The following is a 15,963-nucleotide window of genomic DNA, read 5'->3' as shown; positions in this document are numbered from 1 at the left end:
AGGTTTCGGTTATGTCTGTACGCATCAACCCCAGCATTTTGGCGGCGGATTTCGTCAATCTTGAACGCGATATCGCCAAGATTTCGAACGCTGACCTCGTCCATGTCGACATCATGGACAATCACTTTGTGCCGAACTTGACGTTCGGTCTTCAGATGACGGAGCGCATCCAGCAGGTCTCTACGATCCCGCTCGATGTGCACTTGATGATTACGGATCCTGACCGCTGGGCGCCCGACTACGCCGACCTCGGTGCCTATGGCGTGACGTTCCATGCTGAGGCTGCAGCGGATGCCGTGGGCCTTGCCCGCACGCTGCGGGCGAAAGGCGCTCGTGCCGGCATCGCGGTCAAGCCCGGTACTCCGATCGAGCCGTATCTCGAACTGCTCGAGGAGTTCGACCAGGTACTCGTGATGACGGTCGAGCCGGGTTTTGGCGGCCAGAGCTTCATGGAAGAGACAATGCCCAAGCTCACCCAGCTTCGTGAACTCGTCGACAAGCGCGGGCTCGATGTCTGGCTCCAGGTCGACGGCGGAATCGACGAGCGCACGATCGAGATCGCGGCAGCGGCCGGGGCAGATACTTTTGTTGCTGGTTCTTCGGTGTACCGAGGCGACGACCCCTCACTGCGGGTGTCAGAACTGCGCGAGAAGGCTAGCGCTCACCGTCACGCTCACTGACGTTCTGTAGAGGTCTCACGTTCAGTTCAGGATGCGGTCAAGCCGGTAGCGCTCAGGTTCAAGCGCTCGCGAATACGTGTGCGCCTTGCTGCCCACAGCGAACACGGCCGCATTTCGCGGGGCGCTGAGCCGGGCATCCGAAGCCATCTGGTTGACTAGTCCAATGACTGATTCAGGAAAAACTAAGCCAGAGGTCGAGTTCTATGAGGGCCCTGCGCCCACTGAGCTCGTCATCATCGACATTGAAGAGGGAACCGGCGCGGAGGCCACTGCTGGTTCCACGGTTGACGTGCACTACTTGGGCGTCGACTTTGAAACTCTCGAAGAGTTCGACTCCTCATGGAGCCGCGGCGAGTCCATCAACTTCCCCCTGATGGCACTCATTAGCGGTTGGCAAGAGGGTATTCCCGGCATGAAGGTGGGCGGCCGTCGCCAGCTCATCTGCCCGCCGCACCTCGCATACGGTCCCGCCGGTGCTGGTCACCAGCTCTCCGGACGCACCTTGACCTTCGTGATCGACCTGCTCGGCACGAACTAGTCACACCTCGTTCAAGTCCTGCGGCAAGGGGCCGCCCTCCGGGGCGGTACCCTTGACGTGTGAAAGACTTCGACGCACTTTTTGCTGAACTAAGCCGCAAAGCGGTAGAACGTCCGGCCGACTCTGGTTCGGTTGCCCTATGGGATGCCGGAGTGCATTCGATCGGCAAGAAGATTGTGGAAGAGGCTGCCGAAGTATGGATGGCAGCTGAGTACCAGTCGGACGAAGAAACCGCAGACGAAATCTCCCAACTTATCTACCACCTTCAGGTTCTGATGGTTGCTAAAGGGCTCAGCCCGGAGGACGTGTGGCGACATCTTTGATGTGCCCACGACCACTTTTCGCACCAAATGACTGAGAGCTGACATGTTAAGAGTTGCAGTGCCCAACAAGGGTTCACTGAGTGAGATCGCTTCCGAAATGCTCTACGAAGCGGGCTACACGGGGCGACGCGATCCGCGCGCCTTGAACGTTCGCGATGACCGCAATGGCGTGGAGTTTTTCTACCTCCGCCCCCGCGACATCGCCACCTACGTGGGCTCGGGTGCCCTCGACGTAGGTATCACTGGTCGAGACCTTCTCTTGGACTCGGGATCACTGGCCGTGGAGATGGCGAGCCTTAACTTCGGTGACTCGACGTTCCGTTTCGCAGGGGAGCCTGGACGGTTCACCGAACTTTCCGACCTCAACGGCGTTCGGGTTGCCACGAGCTATGCCGGCCTCGTTGGAGCATTCCTTGAGCGTCACGGCGTTACGGCAGAGCTCGTGAGCCTCGACGGCGCCGTGGAATCCGCGATCCGACTCGGAGTGGCGGATGCTGTGGCCGACGTCGTGTCGACCGGTTCCACGCTTCGCGCCCAGGGCCTCGAAATCTTCGGCCCCGTTATTCTCGACTCGACCGCTGTGCTGATCAGCTCGGGCACGGATGTCGAGGGTAGCGCTACGCTGCAGCGTCGCTTGCAGGGCGTTCTTGTCGCTCGCCAGTACGTTCTCATCGATTACGACGTACCTGTCGCGCTTCTCGAAGCGGCGACGAAGGTCACCCCCGGCATCGAAAGCCCCACCGTTTCTCCTTTGCAAGACCCTGCTTGGGTTGCTGTGCGTTCAATGGTTCGCCGGGTTGACACCAACCAGGTCATGGACGAACTGCACGCTGTCGGCGCTCGGGCCATTCTGGTCAGCGCGATTCACGCAGCGAGGATCTAGTTATGACGGTCGCTGTACGGGTCATTCCGTGTCTCGATGTTGCCGACGGCCGCGTAGTTAAGGGCGTCAACTTCAAAGATCTTCGCGATGCTGGAGATCCCGTGTCGCTTGCGCGTCTGTACTACGAGCAGGGGGCCGACGAGGTTACCTTCCTCGATGTGACGGCAACGGTCGAAGGCCGCGCCACGATGTACGAGGTAGTGCGTTCCGCAGCCGAGCAGATCTTTATTCCGCTCACCGTCGGTGGCGGAGTTCGCCAGCCTGACGACGTGTCGAAGCTGTTGGCGCACGGCGCCGACAAGGTAGGCGTCAACAGCGCCGCTCTGGCGCGCCCCCAACTGATTGATGACATTGCTCACCGTTTCGGTGCTCAGGTTCTCGTGCTCAGCCTCGACATTAAGCGTCGCGGAGACGGCTGGATTGTCACGACGCACGGTGGCCGCACCGAGACGGATCGCGACGCGCTCGAATGGGCGCGTGAGGCCATGGAGCGTGGCGCCGGAGAGTTGCTCGTCAACTCCATCGATGCCGACGGTACGAAAGAGGGCTTCGACCTCGAACTCGTCTCGGCGATCAGCGAATTCGCCACTGTGCCGGTTATCGCCAGTGGTGGAGCCGGCAAGGTCGAGCATTTCGCTCCCGCCATCGATGCTGGCGCGGATGCCGTACTCGCAGCATCCGTCTTCCACAGCCGTCAATTGACGGTTGGCGATGTCAAGGCTTCACTCAACAGTCATGGATTGGTTACACGATGAGCGATGAACTCACTCTCGAGACCGTGAACGACGTGCTGGAGCGCGCTCAGTTCGCTGCCGACGGCTTGCTGCCGGCAATCATCCAGCAGTGGGACACCAAAGAGGTGCTCATGTTGGGCTACATGAACGCCGAAGCACTCACGCGAACACTCACTGAGGGGCGCGTGACGTTCTACAGCCGCAGCCGTCAGGAACTCTGGCGCAAGGGCGACACGAGCGGGCACCGCCAGTACGTGCGCACTGCGGCCCTGGACTGCGACCGTGATGCGCTGCTCGTGGGCGTTGAGCAAATCGGCCCTGCGTGCCACACCGGCACTCACTCCTGTTTCGAAGTAGATCCGCTCGTTCCCCGTCAAGGATTCTCTGATGAATAGCACCACCACTCGCGAAGAGTTCGATCAGCTCGTCGCTGCCGGCCACCGAGTCGTTCCGGTCATCCGCCAACTCTTCGCTGATGGTGAGACTCCGGTCGGGGTCTACCGCAAGTTGGCAAAAGCAAATCCGGGCACTTTCTTGCTCGAGTCGGCAGGTCAGGGCGGTATTTGGGCACGCTTCTCGTTCGTCGGCGTAGCGAGCTTTGGTGTGCTCACGCAGCACAAGCATGGCGTTGAATGGATCGACTACGGGATGCCGCGTGAGCGCATTCTGGGCGACGACTGCCCGACGGCTCCGCTGGAAGCACTCGCGCATCTCAACGAGCGCTGGAAGACTCCGCGCGTTGAGGGTCACCCTCCGTTGACCGGCGGTCTTGTCGGCTTTGTCGGCTGGGAAGCCGTTCGAGAGCTCGAAAACCTTCCGGATGCCCCTCCCGCTGACTTCGAGGTCCCGAGCCAAGCGCTCAGCTTTGTTTCCGATCTCGTGGTTCTCGACCACCGTTTCGGCACGGTTTTGCTCATCTCGACCGCGCTGAACGATGCTCACCAGTCTGCCGACGACATGTGGACCGAAACGCAATTGCGTCTCGACTCCCTCCAAGCGGGCCTAGCTCAGCCGACGGAAGCCTTCTTGGCCGATGTCGACATCGAGATCGAACCGCAACCCACCCCGCGCACCACTCCTGCCGAGTACGCAACCGCCATTGAGAAGTCCAAAGAATTTATTCGTGATGGCGATGTCTTCCAAGTCGTAATCTCTCAACGTTTCGACCACGAGGTCTCGGCGACTCCGCTCGACGTGTACCGCGTATTGCGCACTCTGAACCCGTCGCCGTACATGTATTTGCTCTCGCTCGTCGATGTGGATGGGCGACCGTACTCAATCGTAGGCGCGAGCCCCGAGGCGCTCGTGAAGGTCAGCCAAAAGCGTGTGCACATGCATCCGATCGCGGGTTCGCGTCCGCGGGGCAGTGACACCGAACGCGATCTTGAACTTGCGGAGGAATTGCTCGCTGATACCAAGGAACGAGCCGAACACCTGATGCTTGTCGACCTTGCTCGTAACGACCTCCTGAAGGTCTGCACTCCCGGCACGGTCGCGGTTACGGAATTCATGCAGGTCGAGCGCTTCAGCCACATCATGCACCTCGTATCGTCCGTAGAAGGCGATCTGCGCCCTGAAGCAACCGCGGTCGATGTGTTTCGCGCAACGTTCCCCGCCGGCACGCTCTCGGGTGCCCCGAAGCCTCGCGCTCTAGAGATAATTGACGAGCTCGAACCCGCTCAGCGCGGTGTGTATGGGGGAGTCGTGGGTTACTTCGACTTCGCCGGTGACGCTGACCTGGCGATTGCTATTCGCACGGTCACGATTGTTGACGGTATGGCTCGGGTGCAGGCTGGTGCCGGGCTCGTTGCGGATTCAGATCCCGCCGCAGAGCACCAAGAAGCGCAGAATAAGGCTGCAGCCCCGTTGCGTGCTGTTGCAGTCGCTAATGCGATGACACAGTTGAGTTCATGAACGGTAAGCGGTCTCGAACAGTAGTTCTCGCGGGACTCGTACTTCTCGCCGCTCTGGTAATGCTCACGTGGACCCAGCGGTGGTTCACAATCACGCTCCCGGATGATGTCACGGTCGAGGTGCTCGGCAGCGACGCGGCCGGTGCGCTGGCTGCGCTCGCACTTTCCGTGTTCGCGCTGGTTGCCGCTCTCAGCATCGCGTCGGTGCTTGTGCGACGGATTCTCGGTGTCGTGGCGGCAGCGGTAGGCGTGGCAATTGTCGTCGTGAGCCAAGCGACCATCGCCGACCCCGCTTTATCGTCGTCCGAACTGGTAACCCAGTCCACCGGCATCAGCGGCATTGATTCTGTACGGGCGCTCATCGTCGCGGTTGAGGGCAGCATGTGGTCGTACACCGCGCTCGTGGCAGGGGCGCTAATCGTCCTCGTGGGGTTGCTTGCAACGATCTCCGCTCACCGGTGGCCGACTGCCACGAAAAAGTACGAGCGAGCAACCGCCATCGTCGCGGATGATCCCGCCTCGCAGTGGGACGCGCAAAGTCGTGGAATCGACCCGACAGAGCGCTAATTGGCAACGCCGAGCGGCTTACTCCCGCTACAATTTAGGATCAGCAAAGAATGGAGCCTGATGAGTACTGATAATGACCCCGGCCACGGAAACTCTCCGGCGGCATGGACCGCTGTAGTGATCATGTTGGTCGCGTTCACGATCGGAACGCTCGCTTTCTGGTTCAACATCGCGTGGCTTGTCTTCGCGTCGGCCGGACTGGTTGTCGTTGGGCTGATCGTCGGCCAGGTGCTCAAGCGCCTCGGCTATGGCGTGGGTGGCGACAAGCTCACCCCCAAGACGCACAGCTAGAGTGCTCTCCGATTTAGTTGACGGCGCTCGTGAAGACGCCGCCGTCCGTCGTGAGTCTGTCAGTCTCGCCGCTGTAGAGCGCGCTGCGGCTGACGCTGCTCCGGCGCTGGATGCTCTTGAAGCGCTGTCTCCTCGCGAGCGTGTGCACATCATCGCTGAAATCAAGCGATCGAGTCCGTCTCGCGGTTCCCTCGCGGAGATCGCTGATCCTGCGTCGCTCGCCACCTCGTATCAAACCGGGGGAGCGAGCGCGATTAGCGTGCTCACCGAACAGCGCCGCTTCGGCGGTTCGCTCGATGACCTGATGACGGTGAAGTCTGTAGTGCGGCTTCCCGTGTTGCGTAAGGACTTCATCGCCGAGCCGTATCAAGTGTTTGAGGCTCGTGCCGCCGGTGCTGACCTCGTTCTTTTGATCGTTGCGGCGCTGGATCAACCCACATTGACCACGCTCTACAACCTCATCGTGCAGCTCGGTATGACTCCGCTGGTGGAAACACACTCAGCAGAGGAAGTTTCTCGCGCCCTCGACGTGGGAGCGAGCCTCGTGGGAGTCAACGCTCGCAACTTGAGCACGTTTGAACTTGACCAAAATCTGTTCGGTGAACTCGCTGACCAGATTCCTAGCGGAGTCATCCGCATCGCAGAGTCGGCAGTGAAAACCGCCGCAGACGTTGCGCATTACCGCAACGCGGGAGCGGACGTCGTTCTCGTGGGCGAAGCTCTCGTCACGGGCGACCCGATCGCCACTTTGCAAGACTTTTTGGACTGCTAATGCTGAAAGATGAAGTGGGCCCCTACTTCGGTGAGTTCGGCGGGCGATTCGTTCCAGAATCGCTCATTGCTGCGCTCGATGAGTTGGATGTCGCTTACAACGAAGCCAAGAACGATCCGGAGTTTGCTGCCGAGCTTGCTGAGCTCCACGCGAGTTACACGGGCCGTCCTTCGATCATCACTGAGGTCCCGCGTTTTGCGGGACACGCCGGGGGCGCTCGGATCATCCTCAAGCGTGAAGATCTCAACCACACGGGTTCGCACAAGATCAATAACGTTCTCGGCCAGGCGCTGCTAGCCCGCCGCTTGGGCAAGACACGTCTGATCGCGGAGACCGGCGCCGGACAACACGGTGTGGCCACGGCCACTGCAGCTGCCCTCTTCGGAATGTCGTGTGTCGTGTACATGGGCGAGGTCGACACTGAGCGCCAAGCGCTCAACGTTGCGCGCATGCGCCTCCTCGGGGCAGAAGTCATCCCCGTTACGGCAGGCTCGCGCACGCTGAAGGACGCAATCAATGAGGGACTGCGCGACTGGGTCGCCAACGTTGAAGACAGCCATTACCTCATGGGCACCGTTGCCGGCCCTCATCCTTTCCCGGTCATGGTGCGCGACTTCCACCGTGTTATCGGTGATGAGGCGCGCAAGCAAGTTCTCGAACTCACCGGAGCACTGCCAACCGCGGTCGCCGCGTGCGTGGGTGGCGGTAGCAACGCGATGGGAATCTTCCATGCCTTCCTCGACGACACCGATGTGGCCCTCTACGGCTATGAGGCAGCAGGCGAAGGGCACTTGACCGAGCGTCACGCTGCCACGCTCACCAAGGGACGCCCCGGCGTTCTGCACGGTGCTCGCAGCTACATGCTGCAGGACGACGAAGGCCAGACCGTTGAATCGCATTCGATCTCGGCAGGGCTCGACTACCCCGGAGTGGGCCCCGAACACTCTTGGCTCAAGGACATCGGCCGCGCCAACTACGAACCGATCACCGATGCCGAAGCGATGGAGGCGCTGCGACTGTTGAGCCGCACCGAGGGAATCATCCCCGCTATTGAGTCTGCGCACGCCTTGGCCGGAGCGATCAAGCTCGGCAAGCAGTTGGGCCCAGAATCGGTCATCCTCGTGAACCTCAGCGGTCGCGGAGACAAAGACATGGAAACAGCGGCCGAGTATTTCGAACTGATTGATTCAGCCGAAGCCAGCAAGGCAGGGGAGTAGCCGTGAGCGCAGTAGAAGCGGCGATTGCTCGCGCCAACGCGGAACGTGGCGGAGCCCTCATCGGCTACTTGCCCGTCGGTTTCCCGACCGTTGCCGAGAGCATCGAGGCAGCAGTCGCAATGGCGGAGAACGGCGTCGATGTTATTGAACTCGGCCTTCCCTACTCTGACCCGGTCATGGACGGTCCCGCAATCCAGAAGGCAACGCAGACCGCGCTGTCGAACGGTTTTCGCCTTCAAGACGGCTTCGATGCGGTTCGCGAGATTACCTCTCGAGTTTCGGCACCGGTTGTTCTGATGAGCTACTGGAACCCGATCATGCAGTACGGCGTTGATCGTTTCGCCGATGAGCTCAAGGCTGCCGGCGGGTCTGGAATCATTACTCCAGACCTCGTGAGCGACGAAGCGGCTGACTGGATCGCTGCATCCGAGCGAACAGGTCTCGACCGGGTGTTCCTCGCGGCTCCGTCGTCGAGCGACGCGCGCCTCGTTCGTGCGGTTGAAGCGAGCACCGGGTTCGTTTACGCCGTCTCCACGATGGGAATTACGGGCGCACGTTCCGACGTCGACGCTGCAGCCAAGACTCTCGTGGCACGTCTGCGTGAAGCTGGCTCCACCAGCGCCTGCGTCGGTCTAGGTATCTCTACCGCCGAACAGGTCCGTGAGGTCCTCACCTACGCCGACGGTGCAATTGTCGGTTCAGTGTTCGTCAGTGCTTTGTCGACCGGTGGGGTGGATGCTGTCGCGAAGACTGCAGCGTCACTCGCGACCGGTACTCTTGCTTAGTCGCAGTCCAGAAAGGTGACCTCCTTGTCATTAGTGCCCCTCAGTATCCCGAGCCCACCTGACTCGTGGTCGACGCTTGTTACGATCCCGTTCGATCAGTGGTTCAGTGCTGTCGGCCTCGACTTCGGTCAAGCAGTCCAGATTCACACGTACGCGATTTGCATCCTGCTGGGAATCATCGCGGCGACGATGCTCACCGAACGTCGCCTCACACGTCACGGCGCCGAACCCGGAATCGTCATTGACATCATCATCTGGGCGGTGCCGCTCGGTCTCGTCGGTGCCCGTTTGTACCACGTCGCGACTCACCCTGGCGATTACTTCTACGACGGGGCAGACCCGTGGGAGATTATCCGCATCTGGAACGGCGGCAACGCCATCTTCGGGTCGCTCATCGGTGGCGCTGTTGGTGCCTACATCGGAGCCCGCATCACGGGCATCCGGTTCTGGAGTTTTGCGGATGCTCTGGCTCCCGCCATGCTTTTGGCTCAGGCCATTGGTCGCCTCGGTAACTACTTCAACCAGGAGCTCTTCGGGCAGCCGACGGCATTGCCGTGGGGCCTGCAGATCGATGCCGGCAACTCAGCTATTCCGGTGGGGCTTCCCGCCGACACGCTGTTCCACCCGACGTTCCTCTACGAAATGATCTGGAATGTTGTGGGCATCGTGTTCCTGCTCACCATGGAACGCCAGTACGGCTTTGTCAAGAAGCACGTTCTCGGTCTTACCGTTCCCGTCTTCGCGCCTACCGGTCCTGTCCGTCTGCAGTGGGGCAAGGTTTGGGCGCTGTACATGATTTGGTACGGAATCGGCCGAGTGTGGTTTGAGTCGATTCGCATCGACCCCAGCGAAGTGATTCTCGGGCTGCGCGTGAATGTCTGGGGAGCCGTGTTGACTGTTGCTCTCGGTATCGTTCTCTTCATCATCCAGTCACGTCGACACGTGGGCGCCGAAAAGACGGCCTACGTTGACGGACACACGTGGTCTGCCGATGGTGTTGTAAACTCCGAAGATCGTTATTCCGAGCATGACATTGTCGTCAACGCTGTCCAGGAGTCCGCTCCTGTCGTAGCTTCGAAATAGTCCGCCACAAGCGGTCGCACCCCCTCAGGCCTGAATCAGGCGCTGAAAATTGTCTCTGGGCCATAGAAGTCCCTCTCCGCACCAGTAATACGTGAGGACGGTACGGCATGGCTGTTACCCCACCCTTTGAACGCTTTGGATCGATCCCTGCAGCACAGGGGATGTACGACCCAACAGACGAGAAAGATGCCTGCGGGCTCGCCATGGTCGCGACGCTGCGTGGCACGCCCGGGCACGACATTATTGCGACCGCCCTCGAGGCGCTGCGTAATCTCGAACACCGTGGCGCAGTCGGTTCCGACGCCGGTACCGGTGACGGTGCTGGCATCATGCTCCAAATTCCGGATGCGTTTTTCCGCGACGTCGTAGAGTTCGACCTGCCTACCGAGGGTCGCTACGCCGCCGGCATCGCGTTCTTGCCCCTCGACAGCGCAGCGCGCGCCGAGGTGAAAGAGGGCATCGAGAAGCTCGCTGAAGAAGAGGACCTCACCGTTCTCGGCTGGCGCGACGTTCCGATCCAGCCGGGAGAGCTTGGCTCGCTGGCTCGCGGCGCTATGCCCGCGTTCGAACAACTCTTCCTGCAGTCGAAGCGAGTCGATCTCAAGGGAACGCTTCGCGGTATTCACCTTGATCGCCAGACGTATCGCCTGCGTAAGCGCGCCGAGCGCGAGCTTCACGTGTACTTCCCGTCGTTGTCGTGTCGCACGATCACCTATAAGGGAATGGTTACGACGCTTCAGCTCGAGCCGTTCTACCCTGACCTGTCAGACGAGCGCTTCGCGTCCAAGCTCGCGCTTGTTCACTCGCGCTATTCCACAAACACGTTCCCGTCCTGGCCGCTTGCTCAGCCGTTCCGCATGGTCGCTCACAACGGCGAGATCAACACCGTGCAGGGAAACCGCAACTGGATGCGCGCCCGTCAGTCTCAGCTCGAGTCCGCGGTCTTTGGTGACATCAAGGACATTCTTCCGGTCAACACTCCGGGCGCCAGCGACTCGGCTTCGTTCGATGAGGTTGTCGAACTGCTCAACTTGGCTGGTCGTTCATTGCCGCACGCCATGATGATGATGGTTCCCGAAGCGTACGAGAACCAGACCGATACCGATCCGCGTCGTCGTGCCTTCTACGAGTACCACTCGATGCTCATGGAACCGTGGGATGGTCCTGCCGCCCTTGTCTTCACCGATGGCTCTCTCGTGGGTGCCACTCTCGACCGCAACGGACTTCGCCCCGGACGTTACTTGGTGACGGATGACGGTCTCGTTGTTCTCGCGAGCGAGATCGGCGTCTTCGACGTCGAACCGACGAAGGTTGTTCGTAAGGGACGTCTCCGCCCCGGCAAGATGTTCCTCGTTGACACGGCTGCTGGTCGCCTGATCGAAGATGACGAAATCAAGGCAGAGCTAGCTGCATCGCAGCCCTGGGCTGAGTGGCTCGAGAGCGGTCGAATTGCCCTCGAAGAGCTTCCTGAGCGCGAGCACATCGTGCACACACCCGCGTCGGTCACTCGTCGTCAGCGCACCTTCGGTTACACCGAAGAAGAAGTGCGCATCCTCATCGAGCCCATGTCGCGGCTCGGCGCCGAGCCGTTGGGTGCCATGGGGTCGGATACTCCGATTGCTGTGCTCTCACAGCGCCCACGCCTACTCTTCGACTACTTCACTCAGCAGTTCGCCCAGGTCACTAACCCGCCGCTCGACTCCATCCGGGAGGCTGTCGTTACCTCCATGGCGCTGGGCATCGGTCCGCAGCGCAATCTGCTGAACGCAACGCCGGAGCACGCCAAGCAAGTCGCGCTGCCGTTCCCTGTGATCGACAACGACGAGCTCGCCAAGATCCAGCACATTGAACCGCACCCCGGAAGTCGTCTTTCGACGACGATCAAGGGGCTGTACCGCGTTGATGCGGGCCCCTCCGCAATGGAATCCCGGCTCGCCGAGATGTGCGCTGAAGCCGATGCTGCTATTGCCGCCGGCGCTGAGTTCATCGTTCTCTCTGACCGTGACTCGAACAAGGACCTTGCGCCTATTCCGTCCTTGCTCATGCTCGCTACCGTGCACCACCACCTCATTCGTCAGCAAGAGCGTATGAAGGTAGGCATGATCGTCGAGGCTGGTGACGTTCGGGAAGTTCACCACGTCGCGCTGCTCGTCGGTTACGGTGCTTCCGCCATTAACCCCTACCTCGCTATGGAGTCCGCGGAAGAACTCGTCCGCAATGGCACCATCACCGGACTCACGCCTGAGAAGGCTGTTCGCAACCTCATCACTGCGCTCGGTAAGGGCGTACTCAAGATCATGTCCAAGATGGGCATCTCAGTGGTGAGCTCTTATGCGGGTGCCCAAGCTTTCGAAGCTGTCGGCCTCTCGCAGGCGTTCGTTGACCAGTACTTCACCGGCACCAAGAGCATCCTTGGCGGTATTGGGCTCGATGTCATCGCTCGTGAAAATGCAGAGCGTCACATTGCTGCGTACCCCGAAGACCGGGCGCCTACGGTCCACGAGCGCCTGAACACGGGTGGCGAGTACCAGTGGCGCCGTGAAGGCCCACCGCATCTCTTCAACCCCGAAACAGTGTTCAAGCTGCAGCACGCTACGCGTAACCGGCGTTACGACATCTTCCGGGAGTACACCTCCAAGGTTGATGAGCAGGCCGAAAACTTGATGACTTTGCGTGGCCTCTTTAAGTTCAAGAAGGATGAGCGTACGCCTATCTCGATTGACGAGGTCGAGCCAGTATCGAGCATCGTCAAGCGCTTCAGCACGGGGGCGATGAGCTACGGCTCCATCAGCAAGGAAGCCCACGAGACCCTGGCTATCGCGATGAACCAACTTGGTGCGCGTTCCAACACGGGCGAGGGTGGCGAAGACGTCGACCGTCTTCTCGACCCAACCCGTCGTAGTGCAATCAAGCAGGTAGCTTCTGGCCGCTTCGGCGTAACGAGCATGTATTTGACGCACGCCGATGACATCCAAATCAAGATGGCTCAGGGAGCAAAGCCCGGTGAAGGTGGGCAACTACCTGCTGGCAAGGTGTACCCGTGGATCGCTCGAACGCGTCACGGTACTCCCGGTGTCGGTCTGATTTCGCCGCCGCCTCACCACGACATTTACTCGATCGAAGACCTCAAGCAATTGATCTTCGATCTCAAGCGCTCGAATCCCTCGGCGCGCGTCCACGTCAAGCTCGTAAGCCAGAAGGGCATTGGCGCGGTTGCTGCCGGTGTCACGAAGGCTAAGGCGGATGTTGTTTTGGTCTCCGGCCATGATGGCGGTACCGGCGCGAGCCCACTGAACTCGCTCAAGCACGCGGGCACGCCCTGGGAGATCGGTTTGGCTGAGGCCCAGCAGACGCTCATGCTCAACGGCATGCGCGACCGCGTCGTGGTTCAGGTAGACGGCCAGATGAAGACCGGCCGCGATGTCATTATCGGTGCGCTTTTGGGCGCTGAAGAGTATGGCTTCGCTACGGCTCCTCTCGTTGTGTCGGGTTGTATCCTGATGCGCGTCTGTCACCTCGACACGTGCCCCGTTGGCGTCGCGACTCAGAATCCCGAGTTGCGGGAGCGCTTCACCGGCAAGCCTAAATTCGTCGTGAACTTCTTCGAGTTCTTGGCTCAAGAAGTGCGCGAATACCTTGCAGAACTTGGCTTCCGCACGCTGGAAGAAGCGATCGGCCACAGCGAACTGCTGGATGTGGACCGTGCCGTTTCGCACTGGAAGACTGACGGGCTCGACTTGTCTCCGATATTCGACGGTCCCGAGTTCAGTGACTCTGAGCCTCGCACGCATGCCGTCGAGCAGGATCACGAACTCGCTGAGCACTTCGACCAGCAGCTCATTCAGTTGAGCAAGGCCGCTTTAGAGAACAAGGAGCCGGTCGAGATTGATCTGGCTGTTCGCAACACTGATCGAGCGGTCGGAACGATGCTGGGTCACGAAGTAACTCGCCGCCATGGCGAGCACGGATTGCCCGCGGATACGATCTCGATCACACTGCACGGTTCTGCCGGTCAGTCCCTGGCCGCGTTCGTCCCCGCCGGCATCTCGATCAAGCTCTATGGTGACAGCAACGACTACGTCGGTAAGGGCTTGTCGGGCGGCTCGGTTGTGGTGCGCCCTGACCTCACCAGTGTGTTCGCTGCGGAGAAGAACGTCATCGCTGGAAACGTCATCGGTTACGGTGCCACCAGCGGAAGCATTTTCATCCGCGGCAAAGTCGGTGAGCGCTTCATGGTGCGAAACTCAGGCGCTACCGCAGTTGCCGAAGGCGTCGGCGACCACGCGCTCGAGTACATGACGGGCGGGCTGGTGCTGATCCTTGGCGCCACTGGCCGCAATCTGGGTGCGGGAATGTCAGGCGGTACCGCTTACATCCACCAGCTCCGCGAGGAACGTGTCAACGGTGACTCCCTGAGTTCAGGGGAGCTCATGTTGAGCGGCCTCGGTAGTGCCGATATTGAAATCGTCAAGGATCTCCTCGAACGTCATCTCGAAGAGACCGGGTCAGTAGTTGCCGAAAGCATGCTGGCCGATATGGATGCCACGGCAGCCCAATTTACGAAGGTTACGCCTCGTGATTACGCGGCCGTCATTCAGACTCGAGAGACTGCATTAGCCGAGGGACTCGACCCCGACGGGGACGTTACCTGGGCACGAATTAGGGAGGTTACCGGTGGCTGATCCCAAGGGATTCCTCAAGGTTCAAGAGCGCGAGCTTCCGAAGCGGCGCCCCGTCAGTCTCCGACTGATGGATTACAAAGAGGTCTATGAGCAGCAGGAGTCGGGCCAGTTGGCTCGGCAGGCTGGTCGTTGTATGGACTGTGGCGTGCCGTTCTGTCATCAGGGGTGCCCGCTTGGCAACCTGATTCCGGAGTGGAACGACCTTATGCGCCGCGGCGAAAGCGCCGAAGCGATCGAGCGTCTCCATGCCACTAACAACTTCCCGGAGTTCACGGGACGTTTGTGCCCGGCACCATGCGAGAGCTCGTGCGTGCTGGGAATCAACCAGCCGGCAGTCACGATCAAGCAAATCGAAGTCTCGATCATCGAGCAGGCCTTCGCCGACGGTAACGTCACGCCCCACCCGCCCGGACGCTTGACGGGCAAGACCGTTGCCGTTGTCGGCTCGGGCCCCGCGGGGCTCGCTGCCGCTCAACAGCTCACTCGCGCAGGCCACACTGTCGCTGTTTTCGAGCGCGAAGACCGCATCGGCGGATTGCTGCGCTACGGAATTCCAGACTTCAAGATGGAGAAGCGCCACATCGAGTCGCGCCTCGCTCAAATGCAGGCAGAGGGAACGCGTTTCCGCGCCGGCGTCAACATCGGAGTCGACATCTCGTGGAGCGATCTCCGCTCACGTTATGACGCTGTCGTTGTTGCTACCGGCGCCACCGTGCCCCGCGATCTGCCGATTCCGGGACGCGACGCCCTTGGCGTCCACTTCGCCATGGAATACCTCGTTCAGTCCAACCGCGCAGTCGCGGGCGACACCGTGAGCGAACAGGTAACGGCTGAAGGCAAGCACGTCGTCGTTCTTGGTGGCGGAGACACGGGGGCTGACTGCATTGGCACCGCTCACCGTCAGGGTGCGCTCTCGGTCACGAACCTCGCCATTGGTGTTCAGCCTCCGAGCGAGCGCCCCGAGCACCAGCCCTGGCCGCTCACGCCGACGCTTTTTGAGGTCTCTAGCGCCCACGAAGAGGGCGGCGAACGCCAGTACTTGGCGTCCACCGTTGAGTTCTTGACGAACTCGGTTGGCGAAGTGCGCGCTATTCGTGTCGCCGAAACTGAGTTCGTTGACGGTCGTCGTGTACCAAAGGTAGGCACCGAGCGCGAGATCCCTGCGGATCTCGTTCTGCTGGCTCTCGGGTTCACCGGGCCCGAAACTGACACTCTCGACAAGCAGCTTCCGCTCGAGGCTGACAACCGTGGCAACCTCACCCGCGACGACAACTACGAAAGTGGAACGCCCGGCGTCTACGTCGTAGGAGATGCCGGGCGTGGCCAGTCGCTGATTGTATGGGCGATCGCTGAAGGTCGGGCTGCGGCATCCGCCGTTGATCGCTACCTTGAGGGGGAGACGCAATTGCCGTTCCCCGTTCGCCCGAACGATCGCGGTATGACGCTCTAAGAGTTCCACCACCACTACCACCACCACTAACCCGTCAAAGGAAGA

General features: G+C 60.6%; 15 protein-coding genes. All 15 read left to right on the top strand.

What is annotated here, in order from left to right; all coding sequences use genetic code 11:
- The first annotated feature begins 11 nt into the window (after positions 1 to 11).
- The gene (rpe, locus tag ACWTV1_RS01425; protein WP_498503826.1) at positions 12 to 680 is read left to right on the top strand and encodes a ribulose-phosphate 3-epimerase; all 669 of its coding nucleotides are present in this window, start codon (positions 12 to 14) and stop codon (positions 678 to 680) included.
- A 163-nt stretch (positions 681 to 843) separates the two neighbouring features.
- Positions 844 to 1,218 (top strand): FKBP-type peptidyl-prolyl cis-trans isomerase, encoded by a 375-nt coding sequence (locus ACWTV1_RS01420; protein WP_100388945.1) that lies wholly within the window; start codon positions 844 to 846, stop codon positions 1,216 to 1,218.
- A gap of 59 nt (positions 1,219 to 1,277) precedes the next feature.
- Complete coding sequence (locus ACWTV1_RS01415) at positions 1,278 to 1,541, top strand: phosphoribosyl-ATP diphosphatase (RefSeq protein WP_100388946.1); 264 nt, start codon at positions 1,278 to 1,280, stop codon at positions 1,539 to 1,541.
- A 43-nt stretch (positions 1,542 to 1,584) separates the two neighbouring features.
- Positions 1,585 to 2,424: an ATP phosphoribosyltransferase gene (hisG, locus tag ACWTV1_RS01410; protein ID WP_498503825.1), complete on the top strand. Its 840-nt coding sequence runs from the start codon at positions 1,585 to 1,587 to the stop codon at positions 2,422 to 2,424.
- A gap of 2 nt (positions 2,425 to 2,426) precedes the next feature.
- On the top strand, positions 2,427 to 3,179 hold the full coding sequence (gene hisF / locus ACWTV1_RS01405; protein WP_100388948.1) for an imidazole glycerol phosphate synthase subunit HisF: 753 nt from the start codon (positions 2,427 to 2,429) through the stop codon (positions 3,177 to 3,179).
- On the top strand, positions 3,176 to 3,553 hold the full coding sequence (gene hisI / locus ACWTV1_RS01400) for a phosphoribosyl-AMP cyclohydrolase (protein ID WP_100388949.1): 378 nt from the start codon (positions 3,176 to 3,178) through the stop codon (positions 3,551 to 3,553). Before hisF ends, hisI begins: the two co-directional genes overlap by 4 nt.
- Complete coding sequence (locus ACWTV1_RS01395; RefSeq protein ID WP_498503824.1) at positions 3,546 to 5,072, top strand: anthranilate synthase component I; 1,527 nt, start codon at positions 3,546 to 3,548, stop codon at positions 5,070 to 5,072. The genes hisI and ACWTV1_RS01395 overlap by 8 nt, the downstream gene beginning before the upstream one ends.
- On the top strand, positions 5,069 to 5,638 hold the full coding sequence (locus ACWTV1_RS01390; RefSeq protein ID WP_498503823.1) for a Trp biosynthesis-associated membrane protein: 570 nt from the start codon (positions 5,069 to 5,071) through the stop codon (positions 5,636 to 5,638). The genes ACWTV1_RS01395 and ACWTV1_RS01390 overlap by 4 nt, the downstream gene beginning before the upstream one ends.
- A 60-nt stretch (positions 5,639 to 5,698) precedes the next feature.
- A complete protein-coding gene (locus ACWTV1_RS01385; RefSeq protein WP_100388952.1) occupies positions 5,699 to 5,929 on the top strand; it encodes a DUF6704 family protein in 231 nt (76 codons plus the stop codon).
- Position 5,930: 1 nt separating this feature from the next.
- Positions 5,931 to 6,701 carry an indole-3-glycerol phosphate synthase TrpC gene (trpC, locus tag ACWTV1_RS01380; protein WP_498503822.1) on the top strand — a complete coding sequence of 257 codons (771 nt, stop codon included), beginning with the start codon at positions 5,931 to 5,933 and terminating at the stop codon, positions 6,699 to 6,701.
- Positions 6,701 to 7,918 carry a tryptophan synthase subunit beta gene (gene trpB, locus ACWTV1_RS01375; RefSeq protein WP_498503821.1) on the top strand — a complete coding sequence of 406 codons (1,218 nt, stop codon included), beginning with the start codon at positions 6,701 to 6,703 and terminating at the stop codon, positions 7,916 to 7,918. Before trpC ends, trpB begins: the two co-directional genes overlap by 1 nt.
- Positions 7,919 to 7,920: 2 nt before the next feature.
- Positions 7,921 to 8,703 (top strand): tryptophan synthase subunit alpha, encoded by a 783-nt coding sequence (gene trpA, locus ACWTV1_RS01370; protein WP_498503820.1) that lies wholly within the window; start codon positions 7,921 to 7,923, stop codon positions 8,701 to 8,703.
- A gap of 24 nt (positions 8,704 to 8,727) precedes the next feature.
- A complete protein-coding gene (gene lgt, locus ACWTV1_RS01365; RefSeq protein WP_498503819.1) occupies positions 8,728 to 9,786 on the top strand; it encodes a prolipoprotein diacylglyceryl transferase in 1,059 nt (352 codons plus the stop codon).
- A gap of 107 nt (positions 9,787 to 9,893) precedes the next feature.
- Complete coding sequence (gene gltB, locus ACWTV1_RS01360; protein ID WP_498503818.1) at positions 9,894 to 14,468, top strand: glutamate synthase large subunit; 4,575 nt, start codon at positions 9,894 to 9,896, stop codon at positions 14,466 to 14,468.
- Entirely contained in the window at positions 14,461 to 15,918 is a 1,458-nt protein-coding gene (locus tag ACWTV1_RS01355) for a glutamate synthase subunit beta (RefSeq protein ID WP_498503817.1), read from the top strand. The genes gltB and ACWTV1_RS01355 overlap by 8 nt, the downstream gene beginning before the upstream one ends.
- Positions 15,919 to 15,963 lie beyond the last annotated feature (45 nt).

The sequence above is a fragment of the Salinibacterium sp. VpJ6 genome (genome assembly GCF_059767345.1).
The sequence above is the reverse complement of the archived record's forward strand: the minus strand, read 5'-3'. Positions and strand labels throughout refer to the sequence as shown.

What these genes read in the sequence shown, in the direction of transcription:
- rpe (WP_498503826.1), top strand. Translation starts at nt 12, where the DNA reads ATGTCTGTACGCATCAACCCCAGCATTTTGGCGGCGGATTTCGTCAAT.
- ACWTV1_RS01420 (WP_100388945.1), top strand. Translation starts at nt 844, where the DNA reads ATGACTGATTCAGGAAAAACTAAGCCAGAGGTCGAGTTCTATGAGGGC.
- hisG (WP_498503825.1), top strand. Translation starts at nt 1,585, where the DNA reads ATGTTAAGAGTTGCAGTGCCCAACAAGGGTTCACTGAGTGAGATCGCT.
- hisF (WP_100388948.1), top strand. Translation starts at nt 2,427, where the DNA reads ATGACGGTCGCTGTACGGGTCATTCCGTGTCTCGATGTTGCCGACGGC.
- hisI (WP_100388949.1), top strand. Translation starts at nt 3,176, where the DNA reads ATGAGCGATGAACTCACTCTCGAGACCGTGAACGACGTGCTGGAGCGC.
- ACWTV1_RS01395 (WP_498503824.1), top strand. Translation starts at nt 3,546, where the DNA reads ATGAATAGCACCACCACTCGCGAAGAGTTCGATCAGCTCGTCGCTGCC.
- ACWTV1_RS01390 (WP_498503823.1), top strand. Translation starts at nt 5,069, where the DNA reads ATGAACGGTAAGCGGTCTCGAACAGTAGTTCTCGCGGGACTCGTACTT.
- ACWTV1_RS01385 (WP_100388952.1), top strand. Translation starts at nt 5,699, where the DNA reads ATGAGTACTGATAATGACCCCGGCCACGGAAACTCTCCGGCGGCATGG.
- trpB (WP_498503821.1), top strand. Translation starts at nt 6,701, where the DNA reads ATGCTGAAAGATGAAGTGGGCCCCTACTTCGGTGAGTTCGGCGGGCGA.
- gltB (WP_498503818.1), top strand. Translation starts at nt 9,894, where the DNA reads ATGGCTGTTACCCCACCCTTTGAACGCTTTGGATCGATCCCTGCAGCA.